Origin of the sequence: Acinetobacter calcoaceticus ANC 3811 (genome assembly GCF_000399665.1) — a bacterium.
Lineage (GTDB): Bacteria > Pseudomonadota > Gammaproteobacteria > Pseudomonadales > Moraxellaceae > Acinetobacter > Acinetobacter calcoaceticus_B.
Genome location: NZ_KB976986.1, coordinates 516,674 through 541,973 on the forward strand (window position 1 = coordinate 516,674; position 25,300 = coordinate 541,973).

General features: G+C 37.5%; 24 protein-coding genes. 7 read left to right on the forward strand and 17 right to left on the reverse strand.

Going from position 1 to position 25,300, the window contains the following annotated elements:
- Positions 1 to 99: 99 nt before the first annotated feature.
- Positions 100 to 1,302, reverse strand: a complete 1,203-nt coding sequence (locus tag F935_RS03700; RefSeq protein WP_016137672.1) for an MFS transporter — start codon at positions 1,300 to 1,302, stop codon at positions 100 to 102.
- A 134-nt stretch (positions 1,303 to 1,436) separates the two neighbouring features.
- On the opposite strand from F935_RS03700, the gene F935_RS03705 reads away from it, so the two are divergent.
- Together F935_RS03705 and F935_RS03710 are read left to right on the forward strand one after the other, a co-directional pair.
- Positions 1,437 to 2,009: a TetR/AcrR family transcriptional regulator gene (locus tag F935_RS03705; RefSeq protein WP_016137673.1), complete on the forward strand. Its 573-nt coding sequence runs from the start codon at positions 1,437 to 1,439 to the stop codon at positions 2,007 to 2,009.
- 446 nt (positions 2,010 to 2,455) lie between these two features.
- A complete protein-coding gene (locus F935_RS03710) occupies positions 2,456 to 3,754 on the forward strand; it encodes a dicarboxylate/amino acid:cation symporter (RefSeq protein ID WP_016137674.1) in 1,299 nt (432 codons plus the stop codon).
- A 167-nt stretch (positions 3,755 to 3,921) separates the two neighbouring features.
- Here the strand turns inward: F935_RS03710 and F935_RS03715 are convergent, their stop codons facing one another.
- The 11 genes from F935_RS03715 to F935_RS03765 form a co-directional block, all read right to left on the reverse strand.
- Positions 3,922 to 4,125 carry a hypothetical protein gene (locus tag F935_RS03715; protein ID WP_016137675.1) on the reverse strand — a complete coding sequence of 68 codons (204 nt, stop codon included), beginning with the start codon at positions 4,123 to 4,125 and terminating at the stop codon, positions 3,922 to 3,924.
- Positions 4,126 to 4,469: 344 nt separating this feature from the next.
- Positions 4,470 to 5,201, reverse strand: coding sequence for a hydroxyacylglutathione hydrolase (gloB, locus tag F935_RS03720; RefSeq protein WP_016137676.1), 732 nt, complete (start codon positions 5,199 to 5,201; stop codon positions 4,470 to 4,472).
- A 160-nt stretch (positions 5,202 to 5,361) separates the two neighbouring features.
- On the reverse strand, positions 5,362 to 6,057 hold the full coding sequence (locus tag F935_RS03725; protein ID WP_016137677.1) for a methionine ABC transporter permease: 696 nt from the start codon (positions 6,055 to 6,057) through the stop codon (positions 5,362 to 5,364).
- Positions 6,054 to 7,079, reverse strand: a complete 1,026-nt coding sequence (locus tag F935_RS03730; RefSeq protein ID WP_016137678.1) for a methionine ABC transporter ATP-binding protein — start codon at positions 7,077 to 7,079, stop codon at positions 6,054 to 6,056. Before F935_RS03730 ends, F935_RS03725 begins: the two co-directional genes overlap by 4 nt.
- Positions 7,080 to 7,154: 75 nt before the next feature.
- A complete protein-coding gene (locus F935_RS03735; RefSeq protein ID WP_016137679.1) occupies positions 7,155 to 8,027 on the reverse strand; it encodes a MetQ/NlpA family ABC transporter substrate-binding protein in 873 nt (290 codons plus the stop codon).
- 486 nt (positions 8,028 to 8,513) lie between these two features.
- Positions 8,514 to 9,797 carry a phosphoribosylamine--glycine ligase gene (purD, locus tag F935_RS03740; RefSeq protein ID WP_016137680.1) on the reverse strand — a complete coding sequence of 428 codons (1,284 nt, stop codon included), beginning with the start codon at positions 9,795 to 9,797 and terminating at the stop codon, positions 8,514 to 8,516.
- Between the two features lie 124 nt (positions 9,798 to 9,921).
- The gene (gene purH, locus F935_RS03745; RefSeq protein ID WP_035366445.1) at positions 9,922 to 11,496 is read right to left on the reverse strand and encodes a bifunctional phosphoribosylaminoimidazolecarboxamide formyltransferase/IMP cyclohydrolase; all 1,575 of its coding nucleotides are present in this window, start codon (positions 11,494 to 11,496) and stop codon (positions 9,922 to 9,924) included.
- 85 nt (positions 11,497 to 11,581) lie between these two features.
- Positions 11,582 to 11,851 carry a DNA-binding transcriptional regulator Fis gene (fis, locus tag F935_RS03750; protein ID WP_001086304.1) on the reverse strand — a complete coding sequence of 90 codons (270 nt, stop codon included), beginning with the start codon at positions 11,849 to 11,851 and terminating at the stop codon, positions 11,582 to 11,584.
- A gap of 375 nt (positions 11,852 to 12,226) precedes the next feature.
- Positions 12,227 to 13,072 carry a DUF3426 domain-containing protein gene (locus tag F935_RS03755; protein WP_016137682.1) on the reverse strand — a complete coding sequence of 282 codons (846 nt, stop codon included), beginning with the start codon at positions 13,070 to 13,072 and terminating at the stop codon, positions 12,227 to 12,229.
- Positions 13,073 to 13,085: 13 nt separating this feature from the next.
- On the reverse strand, positions 13,086 to 13,991 hold the full coding sequence (gene prmA, locus F935_RS03760) for a 50S ribosomal protein L11 methyltransferase (protein WP_016137683.1): 906 nt from the start codon (positions 13,989 to 13,991) through the stop codon (positions 13,086 to 13,088).
- 155 nt (positions 13,992 to 14,146) lie between these two features.
- A complete protein-coding gene (locus F935_RS03765; RefSeq protein WP_016137684.1) occupies positions 14,147 to 14,377 on the reverse strand; it encodes a hypothetical protein in 231 nt (76 codons plus the stop codon).
- A 233-nt stretch (positions 14,378 to 14,610) separates the two neighbouring features.
- Between F935_RS03765 and mnmG the strand changes: the two genes are divergently transcribed.
- Positions 14,611 to 16,491, forward strand: a complete 1,881-nt coding sequence (gene mnmG, locus F935_RS03770) for a tRNA uridine-5-carboxymethylaminomethyl(34) synthesis enzyme MnmG (protein ID WP_035366446.1) — start codon at positions 14,611 to 14,613, stop codon at positions 16,489 to 16,491.
- A 377-nt stretch (positions 16,492 to 16,868) separates the two neighbouring features.
- Here mnmG and F935_RS18865 read toward each other — a convergent pair whose 3' ends face one another.
- Positions 16,869 to 17,876: a helix-turn-helix transcriptional regulator gene (locus F935_RS18865; RefSeq protein ID WP_016137686.1), complete on the reverse strand. Its 1,008-nt coding sequence runs from the start codon at positions 17,874 to 17,876 to the stop codon at positions 16,869 to 16,871.
- Between the two features lie 227 nt (positions 17,877 to 18,103).
- Between F935_RS18865 and F935_RS03780 the strand changes: the two genes are divergently transcribed.
- From F935_RS03780 to F935_RS03795, 4 genes are read left to right on the forward strand one after another with little or no spacing between them, the layout of a single operon-like run.
- On the forward strand, positions 18,104 to 19,654 hold the full coding sequence (locus F935_RS03780; RefSeq protein ID WP_016137687.1) for a circularly permuted type 2 ATP-grasp protein: 1,551 nt from the start codon (positions 18,104 to 18,106) through the stop codon (positions 19,652 to 19,654).
- Between the two features lie 22 nt (positions 19,655 to 19,676).
- The gene (locus tag F935_RS03785) at positions 19,677 to 20,273 is read left to right on the forward strand and encodes an alpha-E domain-containing protein (protein WP_016137688.1); all 597 of its coding nucleotides are present in this window, start codon (positions 19,677 to 19,679) and stop codon (positions 20,271 to 20,273) included.
- A gap of 2 nt (positions 20,274 to 20,275) precedes the next feature.
- Positions 20,276 to 21,055: a transglutaminase family protein gene (locus F935_RS03790; RefSeq protein WP_016137689.1), complete on the forward strand. Its 780-nt coding sequence runs from the start codon at positions 20,276 to 20,278 to the stop codon at positions 21,053 to 21,055.
- Between the two features lie 16 nt (positions 21,056 to 21,071).
- Positions 21,072 to 21,806, forward strand: coding sequence for a proteasome-type protease (locus F935_RS03795; protein WP_016137690.1), 735 nt, complete (start codon positions 21,072 to 21,074; stop codon positions 21,804 to 21,806).
- A gap of 58 nt (positions 21,807 to 21,864) precedes the next feature.
- On the opposite strand, the gene alr is transcribed toward F935_RS03795, so the two are convergent.
- The 4 genes from alr to rpsR all read right to left on the reverse strand — a co-directional run bounded on the left by alr (position 21,865) and on the right by rpsR (position 25,294).
- Positions 21,865 to 22,935 (reverse strand): alanine racemase, encoded by a 1,071-nt coding sequence (alr, locus tag F935_RS03800; protein ID WP_080645526.1) that lies wholly within the window; start codon positions 22,933 to 22,935, stop codon positions 21,865 to 21,867.
- Positions 22,936 to 22,967: 32 nt separating this feature from the next.
- Positions 22,968 to 24,413 (reverse strand): replicative DNA helicase, encoded by a 1,446-nt coding sequence (gene dnaB / locus F935_RS03805; protein WP_016137692.1) that lies wholly within the window; start codon positions 24,411 to 24,413, stop codon positions 22,968 to 22,970.
- A 198-nt stretch (positions 24,414 to 24,611) separates the two neighbouring features.
- On the reverse strand, positions 24,612 to 25,058 hold the full coding sequence (gene rplI / locus F935_RS03810) for a 50S ribosomal protein L9 (RefSeq protein ID WP_003652485.1): 447 nt from the start codon (positions 25,056 to 25,058) through the stop codon (positions 24,612 to 24,614).
- An 8-nt stretch (positions 25,059 to 25,066) separates the two neighbouring features.
- Positions 25,067 to 25,294, reverse strand: coding sequence for a 30S ribosomal protein S18 (gene rpsR, locus F935_RS03815; RefSeq protein ID WP_003652483.1), 228 nt, complete (start codon positions 25,292 to 25,294; stop codon positions 25,067 to 25,069).
- Between the last annotated feature and the right edge of the window lie 6 nt (positions 25,295 to 25,300).

The following is a 25,300-nucleotide window of genomic DNA, read 5'->3' on the forward strand; positions in this document are numbered from 1 at the left end:
ATCAATGTAGTAATCAGAAGCTAAATTATTTATTTAAGTATCATTTGTTTTAAATTATTTAAGTCAGCTTCATTTGAGGCTGACTTTTTTAACACATCATTATTTGCTTTTAATATTTTTAAAAATCATTAGAAGAGCAATCAGAGCAAGACCAATAATTAAACTCATATAAATATTGGCACTGTTCATTAGTCCGATTTTACTCACAAAATAGCCTGCAAGAATTGCTGGAATACTAAAAGCCAAATAGCTTTCAACAAAAAATGCAGCCATCAAACCTGCGCGTTCTTCGGGTAAAGCGAGAGGCATGACTGTCCGAATTGCACCCATAAAAGCTGTACCAAAACCCACTCCAGTAATAATAGAACCAATAAATAAAACCACGGCACTGGTAAAGTTAATCGCTAAAAATAAAATGGTTGCCCCAATAATGATGGATAAGGTACCCGTGAGCAAAATACGAAAATTAGTAGATTTTCTTAAGGTTAAAATGCCTGCTGCACCTGAAAGGGCGAGCGCCATAAACATAATGCCGTTTAGCCAAGCCGAAGATGTCTGAAAAATTTTTGCCAGTAAAGAGGGCATAAGTGATAAGAAAAACCCACTCACCATCCAAAGCGCGATGTTAATGGGGCTAATGCTTAATAGAGCACTTCTTGCTTGGTGAGGAATAGCCATGTTGGGTTTTAAAGAAGCGAGAGCACCAGATCTTTTTTGTGCAGTTTCAGGATTAAAAAAATTTAAAATGAGTTGCAATGTAAAGAGAACGAATAAAAGCTCAAAAACGAGCTGCAAAGGCTGTGATGAAAATTGCAAAATAATACAAGTCAGAAAGATGCCAGTGGCCATGCCAACCATTGGAGCAATACTATTAATTAGAGAACCTTGAAGTTTACTGAAATCTAAAATTGCGGCTCCAATTGCAGAAACGGCAAGTCCTGTCGCTATGCCTTGCAGGCCACGTGCAATAAATAACATAGAAACATCTGAGGCAAAAAGGAAAAAGCTCATTGAAATAATTTGAAGAAAAATCGCTGAAATAATGACAGGCCGACGTCCAATATAATCAGATAAAGAACCAATAATGAGTAAAGAGGCAAGTAAGGTAAATGCGTAAGTCGCAAAAATTAAAGTTAAGGTAACAGGCGAAAATTGCCATGCTTGTTGATACAGGCGATATAGAGGAGTGGGAGAGCTTGATGCGGCCATAAAGGTCATGAGAGTGATTGTGTTTAAGGTCAACGCCACTTGTGAATCTAGGCGAAAAATAGATCTAGACCGTTTTGAACTTGAATTGTTCATATAAGATGAATAACATAAAAGCGAATATTTAGCTTTTATACATTATTTTCACACTAAAGCAAATCATTAGCGTTAGTGTATTTTGTATATACAAATAATATTTTAATTGTTTTTTATTTAAGTAGAGCTGATTAATGGCAAAAGTTGTTACTGGGTTACGTCCTGGTGGTCGTAGTGAAAGAATTCAAACTGCGGTGCACCAAGCAGTAAAAGAGCTTCAAAAAAATTTGGAGCAAAGTCAAATTACCATACCCATGATTGCTGATGAAGCAGGAGTAACACCTTCAACAATTTACCGCCGTTGGGGTGATATCAATCAGTTATTTTCAGATGTAGCCTTAAATGAACTGAAACCTGATATGGAACCAAAAAATTTAGGCTCATTTCAGCTTGATATCACAGCATGGGTTGAACAATATTTCGAAGAATACTCTTCTGAAGTAGGGCAAACATTGCTACGAGATGTGCTATACGCAACTGAATCTTCAAATGCTCGAAAGTGTGAAACTTTAATTGTTCAACAACTTGATATTATTCAAGAAAGATCTAAAAATCGTCGTGAAGAGACTATAGGAAATCAAGAAATTATTGAAGCTGTGATTGCACCTATGCTATTTCGCATTTTATTCACTGATCGCACATTAAGCTTAGACTATGTCCATATTTTATTAGAGCGTTTATTTAAGGCTCATCCCAATTTTAATTAATTTATAGCGAACTATTAGCCTAAATCTTTAACAAGAAATAGGCATTTTTTCTCGTTAAAAAATTATATATCAATTTTTCTTATTATTTTTAAATTAAATTCTCATAATTTATATTTAATATGTTTGTGGTAAAGTCATTTATTTAATAAATGGTTGTCTTGAGTAAGATAAACAAGTACTTAAACTGGGATTTATTAGTGTTTTTGATGTATAACTTTAATATAAATAATGAGTTATTGATTAATTTGGCCATTTTTTTGGTTTTTAAGATCTAAAAATAAAAAGTATTCTATACAAATTAATGCATGATTTTGGTATTTGACATTTTTTAAATTTATAACACAGGGTGTTTTTTATTCTTTACAATGACTTTTCCTTGTTAAAGCAGCTTGTGGTGCTTGCTTTATATTTTATTTTTTTATCCCCATCGAAAAGGTATTTAGATAATGGATTTCAATACCCTTGACCAAGAAACGGTACAGAAAAAACAGAAATTTCACCAAATTTTGTATGTACAGGTCATTTTTGCAATTATTTTGGGCATTTTAATTGGTCATTTCTACCCAGAACTTGGCGAAAGTTTAAAACCGCTTGGTGATGCATTCATCAAGATCGTTAAAATGATTATTGCTCCCGTCATCTTTTTAACTGTTGTTACAGGCATTGCCAGTATGACAAACATGAGCCGAGTTGGCCGTGTGACTGGTAAGGCTATGCTGTATTTTCTGACCTTCTCAAGCTTAGCTCTTGTGGTTGGTATGATTGTGGCAAATATTATCCAACCGGGTAAAGGTCTTAACATTGATCCTTCTACCTTAGTCAACGACAAAGTAAATACTTACGTTGAAAAGGCGCATGCCACAAATATTACCGATTTCTTCATGAATATTATCCCGCAAACCTTAGTCAGTCCTCTGGCAGGTGGCGAGATTTTGCAGGTGTTATTTGTAGCGGTGCTATTTGGTATTTCTTTGGCTGCTTTAGGTGATCGAGCACGTCCAATTACCGATTTCTTGAATAACTTAACAGGCCCAGTTTTCTACTTGGTGGGTATGTTAATGAAGCTTGCTCCAATTGGTGCTTTTGGTGCAATGGCTTTCACGATCGGTGCGTATGGAATCGAATCAATTGGTAATTTATTACTGTTAATCATGACGTTCTATATTACTGCGGTATTATTTATTTTAGTTGTTTTAGGTGCAGTAGCTCGTTATAACGGTTTCTCAATTATTCATCTAATTCGTTATATCAAAGATGAACTTTGGTTGGTTTTGGGAACAAGTTCTTCTGAAGCAGCTTTGCCATCTTTAATGGACAAAATGCAAAAAGCAGGTTGTGAAAAATCAGTTGTAGGTTTAGTTATTCCAACAGGTTATTCATTTAATCTTGATGGTACAAATATCTATATGACGATGGCAGCTCTGTTTATTGCACAGGCTTGTAATGTAGATTTATCAATTAGCCAACAATTAGCATTGCTTTTAGTCGCAATGGTAAGTTCTAAAGGTGCAGCAGGAGTGACTGGTGCAGGCTTTATTACTTTAGCTGCAACTTTATCGGTTGTACCAGCTGTTCCTGTCGCGGGTATGGCTTTAATTCTTGGTATTGACCGTTTTATGTCTGAGTGCCGTGCTTTAACAAATTTAGTAGGTAATGCATGTGCAACAATTGTTGTGGCACGTTGGGATAAAGCTTTAGATAAAGATCTTCTTGATAAAGCATTAAAGAACCATAAAGCAGATTAACCTTACAAAAAAATCTGTAGCTAAGGGCAATTTGGGAGAGTAGCCCTGCTACAGATTTTTTATTTAATAACTAAAAAATATATTTTAATTAAGCCATTCTAAAGTTCTGCAACATTACTTATCTTTCAAGAAAGACAATACTGTAATTAAAATCGAGTCGTGAAAAATTATGCTTTTAAGTGATCCTCAAACTCTTCACCTAATTGCATCGCTAATGAATTGCCAGACAACTCACAGGTTACCAAACCATATTCTTTTTTAAAACTAAATGTAAAACCTTTCCCGTCAGCAAGATTTTTAACTGAATACCCTAACTTTTCTAACCAAATACGAAACGCAATCAAATTTTTAGCTTTAACAACCTTTTTCACGTGAGAACTCCTTCTATCCGTGGCATTACATCTTATTTATTAATAGGGTTTTAATTAGATTTTTTAAAGGGGAAAAACTTTTTTTTATTTTGCAACTTGTAAAAAAGCAAAAAAAGATTTTATTTTTATAAAATCAAAAGTACTTTATGTGGCTGAAAAATAATAACTTTTTATTTTAAGAGCTGTTTTGTTGAGCGTTTTTAAAAAAATAAATTCAACGTTATTTTTAAAATAATGAGCAAATAAAAAACACAGTAAATGTAAAAAATAATTACAGGCAAGAGGTAATAAGCAAAAAGATACAGTTCTTAAAACGAAACAGTATCTTCTTTGAAAGCTTAATTTTAGAAATTATCTTTAAGAGCACGCAGGTGAGCGAAGTCTTCAACACTTTCTGCGCGTAGAAAGGGATTGGTCGCCAATTCAAGTTCAATCGTACTTGGTAGCGTGATTAAACCTTGTTTACGTAGTTCACGGACTTCTTGAGTTCGTTCTGATAGAGCATGGTTATGCGGTTCTACCGTTAAAGCAAATTCGGCATTTGAAAGCGTGTATTCATGTGTGCAATAAACTTTTGTGTTGGTTGGTAATGCTGCTAGACGGCTCAGTGAGTGATACATTTGTTCGGCTGTGCCTTCAAATAATCGACCACATCCCATTGCAAATAAGGTATCACCGCAAAATACAGCTTCTAACTCTTCAATAAAATAGACAATGTGTCCTAAGGTATGACCTGGGGTTGCAATAATCTCTACTTTTAAATCATTAAATTTTAGATGATCATCATGTTGTAAGGGGTGAGTAATTCCTGGAATTTTTGTGAGCTCATCACGTGGGCCATAGACAGTAATATTTTGAGCAGTTGTTAAACCAGCCACACCACCAATATGGTCTTTATGCCAATGAGTAAGCCATATTTCTTTTAAATTTAACTGATGATCCTGACAAAATTGGGTGACCAGTTCTGCTTCTGTGGGGTCGACTGCTACAGCTTCTTGGGTTTCAGTATCTTCTAAAATCCAGATATAGTTTTGGAGAGCATTCTGCACATCAATAAAATGAATTCTATAACGCATTGTTTTTATCCTGAAACTAAATCCAAAAAGTAAATGAATAATGACTAAGTCTGATCATACCAGAAAATAGTATTGAGCCATGCACCCAACTGTCTTTAAGAAAAGGGTTATATAAAACAAAAAAAGCCCTCTAAGAAGAGGGTTTTTTTATATGGGTCACTTAACGGAGTTTAGCGAGCCAGTTTCCTAGCGTCTGTACAATCTGTACTAATAGCAATAGGATAATGACTGTTAAAATTACAATGCTGGTATCAAAACGTTGATAACCATACGAAATCGCTAAATCACCAATACCACCTGCGCCAACTGCACCAGCCATGGCGGTTGCACCAATAAGACTGATTGTCGCTGTGGTAAGGTTTAAAATAAGTGAACTGCGTGCTTCAGGCAAAATAAAGCGAGAGATAATTTGCCACGGTGTAGCACCCATCGCTTGAGCAGATTCAATAATTCCTTCATTGACTTCAAGCAATGAAGTTTCAATCAGACGTCCCATATAAGGACCAACATAAATAGTCAATGGAACAATAGCTGCCCATGTACCAATTGAAGTACCTACTAATAGCTTAGTAAGAGGAATCACTGCAATAAGTAAAATAATAAAAGGAAGGGAGCGTAAAGCATTTACAATTGGATTAAGTAAATGATAAATCACTTTATTAGGTAAAATACCTTCTGGACGGGTAACTAATAAAATAATTCCCTGAATAAATCCCCAAATACCACCAAACAAAAGTGCGAAGAAAACCATATGAAAGGTTTCTTGCAAAGCTGTAACGAATTGATCAATAGAAAGGGAGCTGTGCCAGAAAGGTTGAGTAAGTTCAGTTAACCATTGTACGATTAAATCTCTCATACTTGATCTCCTGATTGAACTACACCTACTTCATTTTGTTCCAAAAACTCAATAGCCTGCTTAATTAGCTGAGGATCACCTAAAAGTTGCACAAACATTTGACCAATGACTGTGCCATTAATTTCAGTCATATTGGCAAATAAAATATTTAAACTAATATCGAATTTTTTAATCAGTGACTGAATTACAGGTTCTTGAGCAGAACGCCCTAAAAACTGTAAACAGTAAATACTATGATGATGCTGGTTTTCGAGCTGATTTAAAATATTTACAGGCAACTGTTGATGTAAAACAGTTTGAATGAAGTTTTTAGTAGTTGGATGTTGAGGTTTACTAAAGATGTCAATCGTTGAACCTTGTTCAATGACTTTACCTGCTTCCATCACAGCCACATGATCACAAATAGTTTCAATGACATCCATTTCATGGGTCACCATAACAATCGTGATTTTTTGCTCTTGATTAATTTTCTTCAGCAGTTCTAAAACTGACTTGGTTGTTTGCGGATCTAGGGCGGAGGTTGCCTCATCGCACAAAAGAATTTTTGGGTGATTTGCCAAAGCACGGGCAATACCGACACGTTGCTTTTGTCCGCCAGAAAGTTCATCTGGATAAGCATCTTTTTTATGCTTAAGATCAATGAATTCCAATAACTCATTCAAGCGCTTTTCACGTTCTACCTTATTGTAATTCAGTAGACGCATTGGCATTTCAATATTTTCAGCAACCGTCTTGGTTTGTAGCAGATTGAAGTGCTGGAAAATCATTCCAATACTTGCACGTTCCTGACGTAATGAGCGCGCATCCAAAGCGGTGAAATCTTTCTGATTAATAATGATTTGACCTTCAGTTGGTCGCTCAAGAAGGTTGATCAGGCGGATTAAGGTACTTTTACCTGCACCACTATAGCCAATGATGCCAAAAATACTGCCCTCTGGAATCTCTAAATTGATTTCGTCGAGTGCGCGTATGGTTTGACTTTTGAGCTGATAGTGCTTTGAAATGTTTTTAAATTGAATCATATCTTCAGAAACTATGCTGGAAAGAAAAAACAGGCAAAGAGAATTTGCCTGTTTCACGTTTGGGCTATTATATTACTATTTAGCTTCTGAGAGATAGCTGGTAGGTTTGTCTACGTCAACTTTTGTTCCACCAAAGTGTTCTTCAATGTATTTTTTAACAGCTGGAGTGTGGTAAAGCTTACCAACTTTTTGCAGAACAGGATCATTTTTACGTGATTCAGCAGTTGCTAGAACGTTGACACTAAGTCTTGAGATTTGATCAATAGGTTCATAGAACATAGAATCTTTGAGTACGTTTAAACCTCCCTCGAGTGCTATGGTATTATTTAATACAACTGCATCAAATTCATTTTTAAGACGTAATGCAGTTTCCATTTTGATTGGTTTGATGTTGATCTTTTTAGGATTTTCGATAACATCAATTGGACTGCCCTGAACAGGATTATAGTCAGCTTTAAGCTTGATTAAGCCAGCAGTTTGTAACAAGAGTAGCGCACGAGATTCGCTGGCAGCATCATCCGGGATTGAAATAATTGCACCTTCAGGAAGTTCTTCAATTTTTTTGTATTTACTTGAATAAATCCCCATTGGCTCAATATAAGTGGTAGAAACCGCTGCAATCTTATCTTGGTTTGAATTATTAAATGCAGTAAGATAAGAATAAGCTTGGAATGCGTTCAAATCTACTTCTTTATTTGCAATTGCTGTATCCATTGAAACGGAGTCTGAGAAGTTTTTTACTTCTAACTTCAGTCCAGCAGCTTGGGTTTCAGGTAAAGATGCAATATAACGCCAAATTTCAGCATCGGAACCTGTAGAGGCAATTACTACCTTTTGTTCTTTTGAACTATCATTGTTTTGTTCGGCTTGTTGAGCATTTTCTTGTTTGCTACATGCTGTCAATAATACTACTGACATGCTTAAAAAAAGGCTGATCAGCTTTTTCATTTAAAAAAGTCCTGATTAAGATATAGAACAATAACGATTGATCTATATCAATATGAAAAGAGAGGAGTTGAAATTACAACTAGTCTAAACTCTGTGATCTTTTTCTGGGGTTCCATAATTTGCTTGCATATTTTGGCTATAACAGAGGGTAATTGTTTAATAAACAAAAACTGTTTCCCCAAACAGTTCATCCCCAACAGTAGCCAAACGAGCATTCATAAATTTAGAATATTAAAAAACTCTCTACAGGCATAATTTGTAGAGCAAGTCTTTATGGAAATTATTAAAACAGCAGTGTCTGATGACAGTTACAACTATGTACTAATGATAGCAATAAAAGTATGCTTGATATAGGGGGCTTCTTTTTATTTGTTGATATCTTTAGCAAAATTTTAAAGATTTATACGATTTTCTTATATCGTGATACGTAATAAAAAAGCCTCTATATAGAGGCTTTTTTATTAGCATTTTAAACTTGTAGGTTTTTTAAGCTTTTTCGCGTGCAATTGCGCGGTAGCCAATGTCGTTACGATATTGCATACCCGTAAAGTTAACTTGACCACATACTTCTAGTGCATTAATTTGAGCTTCAAGAACGCTGTCACCCAATGCTGTTACACAAAGAACTCGACCACCAGAAGTCACAATGTGACCATCTTCACGAGTTGAAGTGCCCGCATGGAAAATTTTAGTATCTTCAGGTGATTGTCCGATACCTGAAATTACATCGCCTTTGCGTACGCTATCAGGATAGCCTTCTGCTGCGAGTACAATACCGATTGACTTGCGTTCATCCCATTCAGCTTCTTTTGGTAAATTACCAGCAATACCAGCTTCTACCAATTCAACAAGAGATGACTTTAAACGCATCATGATCGGTTGAGTTTCAGGGTCGCCAAAACGACAGTTAAACTCGATCACACGTGGTTGACCTTGCTCATCAATCATTAGACCAGCATATAAGAAACCAGTGTAAACATGTCCATCAGCAGCCATACCATCAACAGTCGGACGCATGATTTCAGTCATAACGCGTTCGAAAATGTCAGAAGTTACAACTGGAGCAGGAGAGTAGGCACCCATACCGCCGGTATTAGGACCTTGATCGCCTTCAAAAATACGCTTGTGATCTTGTGACGTTGCCATTGGTAAAATATTTTTACCATCAATCATACAAATGAAAGAAGCTTCTTCACCTGCAAGGAACTGTTCAATCACAACGCGTGAACCAGCATCACCAAATTTGTTACCTGCAAGCATGTCATCAATTGCTGCAAAAGCTTCTTCGTTGGTCATTGCAACGATTACACCTTTACCAGCAGCAAGACCATCAGCTTTAATTACAATTGGTGCACCATTTTTTTCAACATAAGCTTTCGCTGCATCTACTTCAGTGAAAACGTCATAGAAAGCAGTTGGAATGTTGTGACGCTTTAAAAAGTGCTTAGCAAATGCTTTTGAACCTTCAAGTTGCGCTGCATATTGAGTAGGTCCCCAAATTTTTAAACCTGCTTCACGTGCAGCATCTACCACACCATTAACTAATGGTGCTTCTGGACCAACAATAATAAGGTCAACATTATTTTCTTTAGCAAAAGCAATGATTGCTGAGTTGTCTAAAATATCAAGTTGAACATTAACACATTTGTCTTCTGTTGCAGTTCCAGCATTACCTGGCGCAACAAAAACTTGAGTAACATTGGTATCTTGCGCAATTTTCCATGCTAAAGCATGTTCACGACCACCACTACCTAAAACTAAAATATTCATTTTTAATTTGTTCCTTAACTTTAATCCTTTTCATCCCCCTCTATCCCTCAAGGTGGAGAGTTAGCTCCATTATTGTGGAAAACCCTCCTGAATAAAAGGAGGGTTAGGGAGGACTAAATTTAAATTAGTGGCGGAAATGGCGCATACCAGTGAAGACCATTGCAATACCAGCTTCGTCAGCTGCTGCGATTACTTCTTCATCACGCATAGAACCACCTGGTTGAATAATGCATTTAATGCCAGCTTTAGCTGCATTATCAATCCCATCACGGAACGGGAAGAATGCATCAGATGCCATTACAGCGCCTTCAACAACCAAACCAGCATGTTCAGCTTTAATGGCAGCAATACGAGCTGAGTTAACACGGCTCATTTGACCTGCGCCAACACCAATAGTTTGGCGGTTTTTCGCATAAACAATTGCATTTGATTTTACATATTTCGCAACTTTCCAAGCAAAAATGAGGTCATCAATTTCTTGTTCAGTTGGTGCGCATTTGGTTACTACTTTAAGATCATCTTTGGTAATCATACCTAAGTCTTGATCTTGAACTAATAAACCACCATTAACACGTTTGTAGTCAAGTTGCGGTGAACGTGCGTCAATTGCAGGTAATTCGCCACATACTAAAACACGTACGTTTTTCTTAGCGCCAGTCACTTCAAGCACGCCATCAGCAATACTTGGAGCAATAATTACTTCAACGAATTGACGTTCTACAATTGCTTGAGCAGTTGCAACATCTAACTCACGGTTGAATGCAATAATACCGCCGAAAGCAGATTCTGGGTCAGTTGCATAAGCTAAATCGTAAGCAGCTTTAATGCCGTCTAAAGAAACAGCAACACCACAAGGGTTAGCATGCTTTACAATTACACAAGCAGGTTTTGCGAATGATTTAACACATTCAAGTGCAGCATCTGTGTCAGCAATGTTGTTATAAGACAATTCTTTGCCTTGTAACTGTTTTGCTGTAGAAACTGATGCTTCTTTGGCGTTTGCTTCAACATAAAAAGCAGCAGATTGGTGTGGGTTTTCACCGTAACGTAAATCTTGTGCTTTGTTCAATTGAGTATTGAACGTACGAGGGAATAAATCAGCTTCGCCTTCGGTTTTTCCTACACGTGCACCAAGATAAGAAGCAATCATGCCATCATATTGAGCAGTATGTTCAAATGCTTTAACAGCTAAATCAAAACGTGTTTCATAAGAAAGTGAACCAGCAGTTTTTAATTCATTGATTACGGTGTCGTAATCTGAAGCATTTACTACAATACCTACTGAAGCATGGTTTTTAGCAGCTGCGCGAACCATTGTAGGACCACCGATGTCGATATTTTCGATTGCATCAGGAAGAGTACAGTCAGGTTTTGCAACTGTTGCAGCGAATGGATAAAGGTTTACAACAACTAGATCAATCGGATCAATGTTGTGTTCTTCCATTACTGCTTCGTCTAAGCCGCGACGAGCAAGAATACCGCCATGAATTTTAGGATGTAATGTCTTAACACGACCATCCATCATTTCAGGGAAGCCAGTATGCTCAGATACTTCAACAACTGCGATGTTATTATCTTTAAGCAACTTGTATGTGCCGCCTGTAGATAATAATTCTACCCCTAAAGCTGCAAGGTTTTGAGCAAATTCGACAATTCCTGTCTTATCAGATACAGAAATCAAAGCACGTTTAATAGTCATGATGTTTAATTCAACAATTTCAAGTCTACGGATTAAAACCAATAAGCATAAAAAAATGCCCACGAAGTCGTGAGCATTTTATCATTTATTCACTCATTAAACCGTGAGCTTTTAACTTTTTGCGTAAAGTGCCACGGTTGAGTCCAAGAATCTCTGCAGCACGGGTTTGATTACCACGTGTATATTCAAGAACTACAGATAAAAGAGGTTTCTCCATTTCTGCTAGCACCATGTCATATACCTGAGATGGTTGCTCACCTTGCAATTGTGCAAAATAATGACGAACTGCGCGATCAACGTGGATGCGAAGAGCAACATCAGATTGTGCAGTAAAAATAGGAGATTTGCTATTCATGCGAGTTAATCCGAAAATCAAATACTAGCTTGGATAAAGTAGTATATAAATGTGGTCTAAAATACGGAGTCCTGTTTTAGATCCTAAAACAGTGACTCTAAAACATAAGAACAATTAGCTTGCCATATTTCTTCGTATTGAATAAAAAATAAGCGTAACAATAGTTAAATATTTGTTACAGCTCCCTCAAAAACAAAAAAAGTTAGGCTATGTGCTTAAATTGGAAAAGCACACATGCTTAACAGTATTTTTTTTGGATTGAGAGCGAGGAGTATATGAGTCAAAGCTTTCGTGGCGCGTATCATACCATTGTCTAGGAAAAAGTGAGCAAATTAACTGCATTTTTTTTAATTTTTTTTTCACTTTTTTTACATTTTAGGGGTGGACAATTTCTAATCGATAATTTAATAAGCTTTTTTTGCTTCTGTTTAGATCAAATTGGAATCGGAAAGGGGTGTTAGAGGGAAGGCGCTGAATACCCCGTAAGTTTTCAACAAGATATTGTTGAGGAGTTAATATAATTTCTTCTGTTTTATTTGGCTCTGTTGCAAAACTCAACTTTAGATTGGGAAGTTCAATACTTTTATCATTCTCATTAAGCAATATGCCTGAAAATTGCGTATGACTTGTGTCAACTTTGCGGAGTCTTAATTTTTCTATATAAATAAGTTGATATTGTTCAGCTGACTTATTGCAGTGCAGTATTTCGCAAACATAATTAAATGCGTGACTGACGGTTGGGCTTGCATGCATGAGCTTAGGATTAAACCAGAGAATTTGAAAAGTAAAAACTAAAATCAAAATAAGGTTAGCAGAGCTCCAGAGCGTATAGTACAGCCAACTATGCTTTTTATTGTTGTCTTGTTCTTGTGCGGATGTTTGTTCAGCTAAATTAAGATTTGGTAGGGCGTTAATAGGTTCGTTGTGAAAATAATTTAAGTTGTTGAGATAGGTTAAAAGATCGATATTCGAATTTTCAACTTTTTGATCAAAGATATCTAACACGTGAGAATGTGTCATATATTTCGTTTGCATTGAACCATTGGCTAATGTAGATGAGTTAACCGTGACAGGCTTTTCAATATTAATCAAATGGGTGAGGGCATTAAAGCTCGAATCGCATTTAGGGCAACAAACCATACCCTGAGCAACAGTTAATTGAGTAAGAGATACTTTATAAACTGTTAAACACTTAGGGCAGCGGGTTTGTTTTTCATTCATGAGTTAAAAAGTCTCAATTTATTGTTTTACGTTTTCCTGAAATGCGACACCAGTTTTCTTCGCGTTTTTCGACATCTAATATATCAAAAAATTCAGAATAAACACGTGAAACATCAGCAACTTGTTCTTCAATTACACCTGCAAGTGCGAACTCACCTTCAGATTTAATTAAATTTGCAAACTCTGGCGCAAGTGCCATTAATGGACCCGCTAAAATATTTGCAACTAAAACATCTGCCTGTTGAGGTTTGAACTCTTTATTGAATTCTTCAGGAAGGCCTACATATAGTCGATCTAATACGCCATTAAGTTCAGCATTTTGTTTTGTTGCTAAAACAGCTTGCGGGTCAATATCAGTGGCATATACTTTTTTAGCACCTAACAACAAAGCAGCTACACCTAAAATGCCTGAACCACAACCATAATCAATCACGATCTTATCTTTAACGTCAGTTTTACCTAACCATTGTAAGCATAAGAAGGTACTTGCATGGTTACCTGTACCAAACGCAAGACCTGGATCTAACTTAATATTAGTTGCATCAGCTTCTGGTGGCTCTAACCATTCAGGTACGATCCAGAACTTTTCCCCAATTTGGATTGGCTCATAATAATCCATCCATGCACGTTCCCATACTTGGTCTTCAAGTTCTTCGTGACGTATAGGAGCATCTGGAAGTTGAGCTTTTAAGAAAGCTTCTAAAGTGTCGACATCAATTGGGTCTTGTTCGTCTTGTTGATAAATGCCTGTCACGATTACTTTGTTCCATAAAGGTGTTTCACCTGGTAATGGTTCAAGTAAAGCCTGATCTTCAGCATCATCCAGAGTTACGCTTACCGCACCTAGAGACATTAAAAGTGTTTCTGTGAACTCAACTTGTTGTTGATCAACGGTAATGTGTATTTGTAACCACTTCACGAAAAGGACCTAAAAATTTTATTTAAAGGCGTATTGTAGCGGACTAGATCATTTTAAAAAAGAAAGCGGCCCATCTTTAATGGACCGACTTTGAAAATACTGATGAGATATAGTAGAAAATAAATTGTTTCTTCTATACTTTGTCTCAAAACAGATTAAGGAGCAGGGGCTTTAAATTGTAACTTGCCATTTTCATTTGGTTGGCAAGTCCCATTAAAGATCACACCCTTGTAATTGTAGGATACCCATTCGCCTTGCTGTTTTTTCATACAAACTTGGATTTGTTTTTGCATTTCTGCTTTGCTCATATCGGCAGCATGAGTAAAAGTTACGCCTGATAAACAAATTAGAGATGCAGTTAATATTTTTAACATGGTCGTTTTCATTTTGTATTCCTTCTTGTCGCGTTAATTTTAAAGTCGTAGAAGTACTGTACATTTTTTATTCTAAGATGAATTAATTTTAATAACATTCACTTTGTATTGAATTCCTGAAACAAAATGTCAAATCATGTGGCGTACCGTAAATTGTGTGACCATAAATTTGTAATTATGTACATCAATATTTAGATAATTTTGCTATAATGTTCCGTCTTTTTTTTTCTGGTGTTTTTGTACTCATGCACTATCCTAAAGTTTATGATGTTATCGTTATCGGTGGCGGTCACGCAGGTACGGAAGCGGCCCTCGCTGCTGCGCGTATGGGACGACAGACTTTGCTTTTGACCCATAACATTGAGACTTTGGGCCAAATGAGTTGTAACCCAGCAATCGGTGGTATTGGTAAGTCGCATTTAGTACGTGAAATTGATGCACTTGGCGGCGCAATGGCTTTAGCTGCCGATAAAGGTGGTATTCAGTTCCGTATTTTAAATTCACGTAAAGGTGCAGCAGTGCGTGCAACACGTGCCCAAGCTGACCGCGTGCGCTATAAAGCTGCTATCCGCGATACTTTGGAAAATCAAGCAAATCTTGATATTTTCCAGCAAGCGGCTGATGACCTGATTGTTGAGGGTGATACAGTTAAAGGTGTTGTTACCCAAATGGGTGTTCGCTTTGACGCTAAAACTGTTGTGTTGACTACAGGTACATTCTTGGGTGGCGTAATCCACGTTGGTTTAGAAAAATCAAGCGGTGGTCGTGCAGGTGATCCGCCTTCTATTGCACTTGCTCAGCGTTTACGGGAATTAAAACTACCTGTTGGTCGTTTAAAAACTGGTACACCACCACGTATTGATGCACGTTCAGTTGATTTTTCAGTCATGATTCCGCAGCCAGGTGATTTCCCGTCTCCAGTCATGTCGTTCATGGGTGATGCTTCTATGCATCCAGAACAAGTAAATTGTTATATCACGCATACGAATGAAAAAACCCACGACATTATTCGTGGTGGTTTAGATCGTTCACCAATGTATACCGGTGTTATTGAAGGTGTTGGTCCGCGTTACTGCCCATCAATCGAAGATAAAATTCACCGTTTCGCTGATAAAGACTCACATCAGGTGTTTTTAGAACCAGAAGGTTTAGATACACACGAGCTTTATCCAAATGGTATTTCGACTTCGCTTCCATTTGATGTGCAGTTTGAGCTTGTTCGCTCTATTCGTGGTATGGAAAATGCCCATATTTTGCGTCCAGGCTATGCGATTGAATACGACTATTTCAATCCACAAGCTTTGAAATTTACTCTCGAAACTAAAGCAATTAGTGGTCTATATTTTGCTGGCCAAATTAATGGTACAACAGGTTACGAAGAGGCAGGTGCTCAAGGTTTACTTGCTGGCTTAAATGCTGCGCGCCGTGCGTGGGAGCAAGAAGAGTGGACACCTAAGCGTGATCAAGCTTACATGGGCGTATTGGTTGATGACCTCATCACTTTAGGTACCAAAGAACCATACCGTATGTTTACCTCGCGTGCTGAATACCGTTTGATGCTACGTGAAGACAATGCAGATCAACGTTTAACGACTGTTGGTCGTGAACTCGGTTTGGTTGATGATGTACGTTGGGCTGCTTATTGTGAAAAAATGGAAGCGGTTGAGCGTGAAACTTCTCGTTTACAACATTTGTGGGCAGCACCAAATAACCCAATGGGTAAAAAATTCGTTGAGATGACGGGTGCTGACTTAAGTAAAGAATGTAGTGCGATTGATTTGCTTAAACGCCCAAATATTAACTTTGGTCAAATTGCAGAACTTACGAGTTCTGAAGTTTCTGAGCAAGTTGGCGACCAAATCGAGATTGCTGTGAAATATGAAGGTTATATTAACCGTCAGCATGAAGATGTGGCGCAGTTAAAGCGTCTTGAAGAAACTAAAATTCCTACCGATTTTGATTATGACGTAGTGTCTGGTTTATCGCGTGAAATTACCCAAAAATTAAAAACGGTTCTTCCTGAAACATTAGCTCAAGCAAGCCGTATTCCTGGTGTTACACCAGCAGCAGTTCAGCTTGTAATGATCACAATTCGTAAGAACAATATGATTAAGAAAACAGCTTAATCTTTTAAATGTAAAAAAAGCCCAGTTAAGACTGGGCTTTTTTATTTTTTGTTCCAAAAATATATGCAAACTTCCTAAGGAGGAAAATAGATTTCACTTCCTTTTTTTCTTATTTCACATATTTAAAGCAGCCCGTTATATTAAATTCACGTTCAAACAAGAGGGCTTTAACCATGACAATGAAATCAATTCGCTACAATAGAGATGAAATGGCATGCCAATGTTCATGTTTAAAATAGCGCAAAAGAAAGAGCAGATCAGTTTGGTCGGGGGAGAACAGATTGATCTGAAACAACTATAAATATAAGAACCAATATAAAATTAAGAAAATTATAATTCAAAATCTAAAGAGAACCTTATGGTTCTCTTTTTTATATCTATTTATTCTCAGATTCAATTTCTCGCACAGCGTTGTGTACTTGAAGAGGTTCGATATGTAGTAATTTCTTGCCAAAACTACGTAACCACCACACCAGTTGAGATGTAAAAGGTACGGTCGCGGTAACTTCTACAATATTTTCTTCAAGTGGAACGATAGTTTGGTCCTTACTTAACTGACTTTCATAGAAAGTTTTAGCAGTCTGTTCTGTCATGGTTAATGTGAGCTGAATTGATTCAGTTGGCTGTTTGTAGTCCACTCTGAAGCCTAAAGCACCTGAATCGATATAATGATCAATATCAAAATTGACTGGATGCAGTGCTCGACTATCTAAGACTTTTGCTGATTTAAAACGGTGCAAGGCAAACGTTTGAACTTCAGTTTTGTCATGTCGTGTGCAAATTAAATAAATTACTGCACCTTTTTGTACCAGAGCCAAAGGATTTAAAACATAAGTTTTGTCTTCTCCTTGATTGACTCGTGCGCGATAAATACATTCTATTTGTTTGTCTTGGAGTAGACCTTCATAAATTGCTTGTTGAGCAGCACGGTCGACTACAGGTGGGATAAGCGGTTGGCTTGCTGGTACGATGCGTACTCGGTTAATCCATTGCCTCACATTATTTTGTGTAGAGAGGCTGCGTTTAGCTAAATCAAACCAAGGCCCCATCTCATCAAGCAGGCTAGGTGGAAGTAAGTGTTTTAGATGCTCTTCAACCATCATAAAGGTTACTGCCTGGGAACTAGTCATGTGAGGTAAGCTTTGAATAGGCGCATCTGATTGCCACCGCCAGCCCTGAGGTACAGCCTTATTACTTTCAATTGGAAAGCGCTGAGCAATTTGATTTAAATCACGCTGAATAGTCCTTAAACTGATATCAATACCTTCACGTTCAAGCATTTCTTGTAATTCCCGTGTCCCGATCCATTTACCGGTAGGGAGGCGAGATAAAATCTGCCATTGGCGATATAAACTATTTGAAGTTTCTTTTTCTATTACAGACATAAGCGTAATACATCTATATCCAATTGCTTTGGTGTCAACACAATAAAAAATCTTTACACATTTAGCAAGTTTGTCAGATTCGGTTTATGAGTACTTTTACAATCGATGTTAAGATTTAAAAGAAGAAAGTTATAACAATGCACCGTAAAAAAATTAAACATATATAAATGGCACTGAAATTGCTTATTTAAAAATGAAATATAGATAAATGATAAGACGAGGTGGTTATGTCAGAACAAGAGCATGAATTACATATAGATAATGATTTTTTTATACAAGAGCAGACAACTACGGCACTCATTAACCCAACCTCTTTTTTAGAACATATTTCCGTAAAAACTAATCTATTTGAGCAGCTAAAATCACAGTTTTTTAATGAGATGCTGGACGATGTAACATCAAATGGGGCTGCTTCTAAAAAAATTGAACAATGGTTGAGTATCCGTACTTTAGATGAGCTAAAACAATTGAATGCTCAGGCGAAGCAGCATTTTCTTTACCATGGGATTACTTTTAATGTATATGGTGATAAAGAAGGCACAGAGCGAACTATTCCTTTTGATTTAATTCCAAGGGTAATTGAAAAAAAACAATGGGAGAAAATAGCTTCGGGCTGTGCACAGCGAGTTAAAGCATTAAATTATTTCCTAGATGATATTTATCATGGGCAACATATTTTAAAAGAACAACTCATTCCCGAAGAGCAAATCATGGGGAATGACGCTTTTCAGCCTCATATGCTTAAACATGCTTTGAAAGGTAAAATTTATTCACAAATTAGCGGGATTGATATTATCCGTGATGGTGAAGGAGAGTTTTTTGTATTAGAGGATAATTTAAGAACGCCTTCAGGTGTGTCTTACATGATCGAAAGCCGAAACATTAGCCAACAATTGATGCCTGAGTTATGTGCAGCCAACAATTTACAGGGAATTGAGCATTATCCAAAACTTTTAAAAGAAATATTGCAGGAGAATTCATCTGCTGACCGCCCTTTTGTGGTGGTGCTAACACCGGGACGTTTTAATAGTGCTTTTTATGAGCATGCTTTTCTAGCACGTGAAATGGATGTGCCACTAGTTACAAATCGCGATTTATTTGTCGAAAATGATCAAGTATTTGTCAAAACTATTCGTGGGCGTCAAAAAGTAGATGTGATTTACCGCCGTTTAGATGATGATTTTCTAGATCCTCTAGCATTTAGACCAGACAGTGCTTTAGGTGTAGCAGGCCTTATGTCTGCTTATTTGCAAAAAAATGTTGTGATTGCAAATGCGCCTGGAACAGGCGTGGCTGATGATAAATCCATTTATCCTTATGTGGATCAAATGATTCAATATTATTTGGGTGAAACGCCAATTCTAAAAAATGTACCTACTTATCAGTGCCGTAAAGATGAACACTTAGATTATGTACTGTCTAATTTAGATCAATTGGTTGTTAAAGAAGCACAGGGATCGGGTGGCTATGGCATGTTAATTGGGCCTCAAGCAAGTTCGTGTGAAATTGATGATTTTAGAAAAAAATTGATTGCCACGCCTCATATGTACATTGCACAGCCTACCTTAGCCTTATCTGTAGCTCCGACTTTAACTACAGGAGGAGTGGCTGAACGTCACATTGACTTACGTCCATTTGTATTGAGTTCACCTTATCGTACAGAAATAGTACCGGGTGGCTTAACACGAGTAGCCATGCAGGCTGGCTCTTTAGTCGTAAATTCGTCCCAAGGTGGCGGCATAAAAGATACATGGGTTGTCGAAACATTACATTCCTAATTGTGGGTTAAAGAGGAACTTTATGGTTTTACTCAATTCGAGTGCGCATCAAATATATTGGTTGGGTCGATATCTAATGAGGGTTAAATTTGCAGCCTCTCATTTACCCTTTACACAAGATGAGAAAGCAACAAAATTTGCAGCAGCATTTGGTTTGGTAATAGAAAATGCTGAATTACTAAATCACTATATGTTAGACAAGAAGCAAACATTTTCATTACTGAACCAGTTGATTATTGCTAAAGATAATATTCAAGAACTAAGAGGTATATTGTCATCAAATGCTTATGCAGAATTAAATCATGTGATTAACACGCTTCAAGCTCAACCTGAAGCTTTGAGAAAAGCTGTTGAACAATGTACCGAAATACTAGAAGCGGAGAATGAAGATGTGGGTTTATTTCTGCATTTAGGTCAAAAAATAGAGCAATTTGATATAGAACTACGTTTTGGGCAAGATTTATCAGCCCTTGTGCCTGAACTGGAGGTTGTGGTGCAACGGCTTGCTGGCTTAGGTTGGGAGAATATAGATCAAAATTGGCAAGTACTAAAGCATCAGCTAACGTGGGATGCTTATTATACTTTCACACAGCAGTTGGAAAATATGTTTGAGGTCTGATTATGAAATTGATGGTTAATCATCAAACGCATTATAGCTATACTGAAACTGCTCAAAACAGTATTCAGTATATTAAAATGATGCCTCAAACATCGCCGCATCAACATGTTATGAATTGGGCAATTAGCGTGCCGGGTGACAAAACGATCAAGAGAGACATATTTAACAATGTTTGGATGACGGCTAGTCAGCGCTATCAATACCAACATCTGACATTTATGGCTCAAGGAATCGTTGAACTTCAGAATGTAGAGCTTGGTTGTGTAAATCTATCTACACCTACAAATTTATTTTTGCAGATGACAGGTGCAACCCGATGTGATTCAGAAATGTTAGACTTTGCCAGAAATATTGTAGTGGTCAAAGATCGACAGCATATTGCATTGTTAAGCGAATATATTTTGCAGAAAATACTTTATCAGCCTGAAAGTACATCGGTTCAGACAACTGCAACTGAAGCGTTTCACGCTGGTGAAGGTGTATGCCAAGATCATGCTCATGTTTTAATTGCGATGTGTCGTGCGTTACAATTACCAGCACGTTATGTCTCTGGTTATCTATTTGATCAAAACTATCCGCACCTTGCCAGTCACGCTTGGGCGGAAGTATTTTTAGAAAATCAGTGGTATTGTTTTGATGTAAGCAATCAGTTGTTTACACCCAAACATCATATCTACCTTGCGGTTGGCCGTGATTATCTTGATGTAGCACCTATTCGTGGTGTAAGAGAGCAAGGCGGGGTTGAGAACATGATGTCTGTGGTTCAAGTGTTGGCATGTTGAATGTAAAGAGAATGAAATGACCTATTGTTGTGCGCTAAGATTGGAACAAGGCTTGGTGTTTATTAGTGACACTAGAACTAATGCAGGAGTTGACCATATTTCTGTGTTCCGAAAATTGCATACTTTCGGTGTTACTGGAGAGCGTTTTATTGCCTTGCAAACAGCAGGTAATTTAGCAACAACGCAGGCTGTTATCGGTCATTTACAAAATGCCCTTACTTTGCAGCAAGAGCCTAATTTATATAGTGTTAATACTATGTTTGAGGCCGCTGAACTGATTGGTAAAACCTTGAAAACTGTTTTAGAGGATATTAGTTCAGATACTCAAGAGCAAATGAATTATGCCTGTAGTATTTTGGTTGGTGGACAAATTAAAGGTGGCGACATGCAACTTTATAATGTCTATCCACAAGGTAATTTTATTTGCGCGACTACAGATACACCTTACTTTCAAATAGGCGAGAGTAAATATGGCAAACCTATTCTAGATCGTGCTTTATATTATGCAATGCCACTAGATGATGCATTACGTTGTAGCCTAATTTCTTTTGACTCAACTTTGCGTTCAAATGTTTCTGTTGGCTTGCCACTTGATGCATTGATTTACAATAAAGATAGTTTTGTGATCCCAATGGGAAAACGAATTACAGAAGATGATCCTTATTTTTCACAGATTAGTAAACAGTGGTCAGATACTTTGCGTCGCGGCTTACAGGAAATGCCAAAACCAACTGATGATTACTGGCGATAAAATTTTAAAAACTAATAAAAAAATCCAAGCAAGCTTGGATTTTTTTATATTTTATTATTTAACTGCTTTTGCGAGTAGGGCGATTGCTTAGGCGACAGAGTAATTCATATCCTATCGTTCCGTTTGCATCCGCAACATCATCCACTAAACGGTGTGCACCCCAAAGTTCGACTGGCGTACCTAATTTTACTTGCTTGCCTGTCACATCGATTGCAAGCATGTCCATACTCACTCGGCCTACAACTGCACAGAGCTGTTTATCAATAGCGACATAGTTTTGTTTAATATAAGCCCGTGGATAACCATCGCCATAACCTATAGAAACAATAGCGATTTCCATTGCTTGCTTGGCACAGAAAGTAGAGCCATAACCGACATATTCATCAGTTTGAATATGATTTAGCGCAATCACTTCTGCTGAAAAAGTCATAACTGGTTTTAGGTCAAGATCATGGACTGTTTTATCTGCAAAAGGCGAAGCGCCGTAAAGCATAATACCCGGACGAACATAATCAAAATGTAATTCTGGCCATTTATAAATAGCAGCAGAGTTACAGCAAGATGCTAAAACAGGATCACAAGCTTGTTTCACTTGTAAGAATTGTTGCTTTTGTTGTTCGTTAAGCGGGTGGTCTACATCTGCATTTGCGAAATGCATCACTAGCACACAGGTAAATCCTTCGGCTTTTAAATTTTTAATAACTTCAATAATTTCAGTAACTTTAAAGCCTAAACGGTTCATGCCGCTATTAAACTTAACCCAGACCTTTAAACCTTGAGTGATGTATTTTTGCTTATGTTTAATTAACCATTCAAATTGTTGTTGATGGTGAATCACACATTCAAATTTTTGTTCAATTGCAATTGGCATTTCATCTTCAGAAAATACCCCTTCAATTAAAGTAACAGGTTGTTGAAATCCGAGTTCACGAATTTCTAAACCTTCTTGCAGGCAGGCGACACCAAAGGCATCTGAGGCACTTAAGGCTGCTAAACAGTCTTTGATTCCATGTCCATAAGCATTAGCTTTCACCATACTTACAATTTTTGAATTTGCTGCGAGTTGTTTGACACGGTTTAAATTATATTGAAGCGCATTACGATCAATATAAACTGTTGCTTGGCGCACCCTCATTTACTCCTTTGGGCTAGAGATAGAGTTTATTCTTCATCATCATATTGACTGTAATACTCAGGAGAGAGATTACTAAATCGAGTATATTGACCTTCAAAGGCAAGACGAACTGAACCAATTGGACCGTTACGCTGTTTACCAATAATAATTTCTGCAGTGCCGGCTTCTTTCGACTCTTTGTTGTAAACCTCATCACGGTAAATAAACATAATCAAGTCGGCATCCTGCTCAATCGCACCAGATTCACGTAAGTCAGACATTACTGGACGTTTATTTGGTCGGTTTTCCAGACTTCGGTTGAGCTGGGAAAGTGCGATAACAGGGCAGTGCATTTCTTTTGCTAAGGCTTTCAAGCTACGTGAAATTTCTGAAATCTCACCCACACGGTTATCACCCATTCCTGGAACTTTCATGAGCTGTAAATAGTCGACCATGATACAACCGATTTTACCATCATGCATTTTGGCAATGCGTCGAGCACGGGCACGAAGTTCTGTTGGAGGTAGAGCAGATGAGTCATCAATATATAAATGCATTTGTTGAAGTTGCAAAATGGTACCAGTCACCTTGGTCCATTCATCTGCATCTAAGTTCCCCGAACGTAAATGTCCTTGGTGAACTTTACCCATTGCAGAAATAAGACGCATCGCAATTGAGTCCGCTGGCATCTCCATTGAAAATACTAGAGCGGGTAGCTTGTTATATTGCAGAACGCTTTCAACCAAATTCATAGCGAAAGTGGTTTTACCCATGGATGGACGTGCGGCAACAATAATTAAGTCGCCAGCTTGCATACCAGATGTTTTATTATCAAGCTCTAAGAAACCTGTGGTTAAACCTGTAATATTGCCATCTAGTTTTGAGAGTTCATCAAGTTTACTAATTACATCGGCGGTAACAGAGCTAATAGATTTAGGACCTGCATCTTTTTTATTGTTATTGTGTTGCTCTGCTAGAGAAAAAATACTGGTTTCTGCTAGGTCTAGAATTTCACTAACACCACGACCTTTTGTGTCATAAGCATTTTGTAAAATTTCAGTACTGACTTTGATCATACTGCGAAGCGTAGAGAACTCTTTAATTTTACTGGCATATGTTTCTAAGTTGTAGAAACTTGATGGGGAATCAGCCATAAGCTGCATTAAATATTCTTCACCACCGATAGCGTCGAGTAAATTTTGTTTTAAGAGCCAGTCACTGACTAAGACAGCATCATAAGGAGAGTTTTCTTGTGCCAGCTTCTCAATGGAACGATAGATATATTTGTGACGTGTTGCATAAAAATCATTTTCTTTTAATAAGTCGCTGACTTGCTCGAATGATTCGGCAACTGTCATTAGGGCCGCAAGAACAGCTTGTTCAATAGCTAAATTGTGTGGGGGAGTGCGAAACTCTTTAAGTTGGCCTGATTCACTCGTTTTATTTTCTTTTGGAGATGAAAGAGTTAAAGAAGTGGCATTCGCCTGAGACATAATTAGACCTGATGATAAAGAAAAGTGTACGCAAATAGCCTGTAAGGCCGAGAACTATCTTAAAACAAAATTAAATAAACTACCTAATTAAAAAACCAATAAAACTGAAGAACTGATCAGGAATTAATATATCTTATTTTAAAAATAGGGCACATAAAAAAAGAGCATGCAAAAGCATGCTCTTTTTTTGATGAGAAATTACTCAGATACGATAGTAACGAGAACTTCTGCAGCAACATCATGATGCAATTGGATTGCGATGTTGAATTCACCAGTGTGACGAAGCGCGCCATTCGGTAAACGAACTTCTGCACGGTCAACTGTAAGACCAGCATTCGTTAAAGCGTCAGCGATGTCACGAGTACCGATAGAACCGAAGAGTTTACCTTCGTCACCAGCTTTAGCAGTGATAACGATGTTAACTTCATTCAATTGTTCAGCACGTGCTTGAGCAGCAGCTAAAATTTCAGCTTCTTGCTTTTCAAGTTCAGCGCGACGAGCTTCGAAAGCAGCAGTGTTAGCTTCAGTAGCTGCAACTGCTTTACCTTGAGGGATAAGGAAGTTACGGCCGTAACCAGCTTTAACTGATACTTTATCGCCTAATTTACCAAGGTTTTTAATGCGTTGTAATAAGATAACGTCCACAGATCACCTCACTTATGGTTGTCAGTGTACGCAATCAAAGACAAGTAGCGAGCTTGCTTGATAGCAAGTGCTAATTGACGTTGATAACGAGCTTTAGTACCAGTGATACGGCTAGGAACAATCTTGCCGTTTTCAGTGATGTACTGTTTTAAAGTATCGATATCTTTGTAGTCGATGTACACAACATTCTCAGCTGTAAAGCGGCAGAACTTGCGACGACGGTAAAAACGTGCCATTGATGT

Excerpts from the sequence above, each read along its gene's own strand:
- F935_RS03700 (WP_016137672.1), bottom strand. The coding sequence starts at position 1,302 with ATGAACAATTCAAGTTCAAAACGGTCTAGATCTATTTTTCGCCTAGAT.
- fis (WP_001086304.1), bottom strand. The coding sequence starts at position 11,851 with ATGAATAGCAAATCTCCTATTTTTACTGCACAATCTGATGTTGCTCTT.
- F935_RS03730 (WP_016137678.1), bottom strand. The coding sequence starts at position 7,079 with ATGATTCAATTTAAAAACATTTCAAAGCACTATCAGCTCAAAAGTCAA.
- mnmG (WP_035366446.1), top strand. The coding sequence starts at position 14,611 with ATGCACTATCCTAAAGTTTATGATGTTATCGTTATCGGTGGCGGTCAC.
- F935_RS03780 (WP_016137687.1), top strand. The coding sequence starts at position 18,104 with ATGTCAGAACAAGAGCATGAATTACATATAGATAATGATTTTTTTATA.
- F935_RS18865 (WP_016137686.1), bottom strand. The coding sequence starts at position 17,876 with ATGTCTGTAATAGAAAAAGAAACTTCAAATAGTTTATATCGCCAATGG.
- F935_RS03790 (WP_016137689.1), top strand. The coding sequence starts at position 20,276 with ATGAAATTGATGGTTAATCATCAAACGCATTATAGCTATACTGAAACT.
- F935_RS03795 (WP_016137690.1), top strand. The coding sequence starts at position 21,072 with ATGACCTATTGTTGTGCGCTAAGATTGGAACAAGGCTTGGTGTTTATT.
- F935_RS03785 (WP_016137688.1), top strand. The coding sequence starts at position 19,677 with ATGGTTTTACTCAATTCGAGTGCGCATCAAATATATTGGTTGGGTCGA.
- rpsR (WP_003652483.1), bottom strand. The coding sequence starts at position 25,294 with ATGGCACGTTTTTACCGTCGTCGCAAGTTCTGCCGCTTTACAGCTGAG.
- F935_RS03710 (WP_016137674.1), top strand. The coding sequence starts at position 2,456 with ATGGATTTCAATACCCTTGACCAAGAAACGGTACAGAAAAAACAGAAA.
- dnaB (WP_016137692.1), bottom strand. The coding sequence starts at position 24,413 with ATGTCTCAGGCGAATGCCACTTCTTTAACTCTTTCATCTCCAAAAGAA.
- F935_RS03765 (WP_016137684.1), bottom strand. The coding sequence starts at position 14,377 with ATGAAAACGACCATGTTAAAAATATTAACTGCATCTCTAATTTGTTTA.
- purD (WP_016137680.1), bottom strand. The coding sequence starts at position 9,797 with ATGAATATTTTAGTTTTAGGTAGTGGTGGTCGTGAACATGCTTTAGCA.
- F935_RS03735 (WP_016137679.1), bottom strand. The coding sequence starts at position 8,027 with ATGAAAAAGCTGATCAGCCTTTTTTTAAGCATGTCAGTAGTATTATTG.
- F935_RS03755 (WP_016137682.1), bottom strand. The coding sequence starts at position 13,072 with ATGAATGAAAAACAAACCCGCTGCCCTAAGTGTTTAACAGTTTATAAA.
- gloB (WP_016137676.1), bottom strand. The coding sequence starts at position 5,201 with ATGCGTTATAGAATTCATTTTATTGATGTGCAGAATGCTCTCCAAAAC.
- purH (WP_035366445.1), bottom strand. The coding sequence starts at position 11,496 with ATGACTATTAAACGTGCTTTGATTTCTGTATCTGATAAGACAGGAATT.
- F935_RS03725 (WP_016137677.1), bottom strand. The coding sequence starts at position 6,057 with ATGAGAGATTTAATCGTACAATGGTTAACTGAACTTACTCAACCTTTC.
- F935_RS03705 (WP_016137673.1), top strand. The coding sequence starts at position 1,437 with ATGGCAAAAGTTGTTACTGGGTTACGTCCTGGTGGTCGTAGTGAAAGA.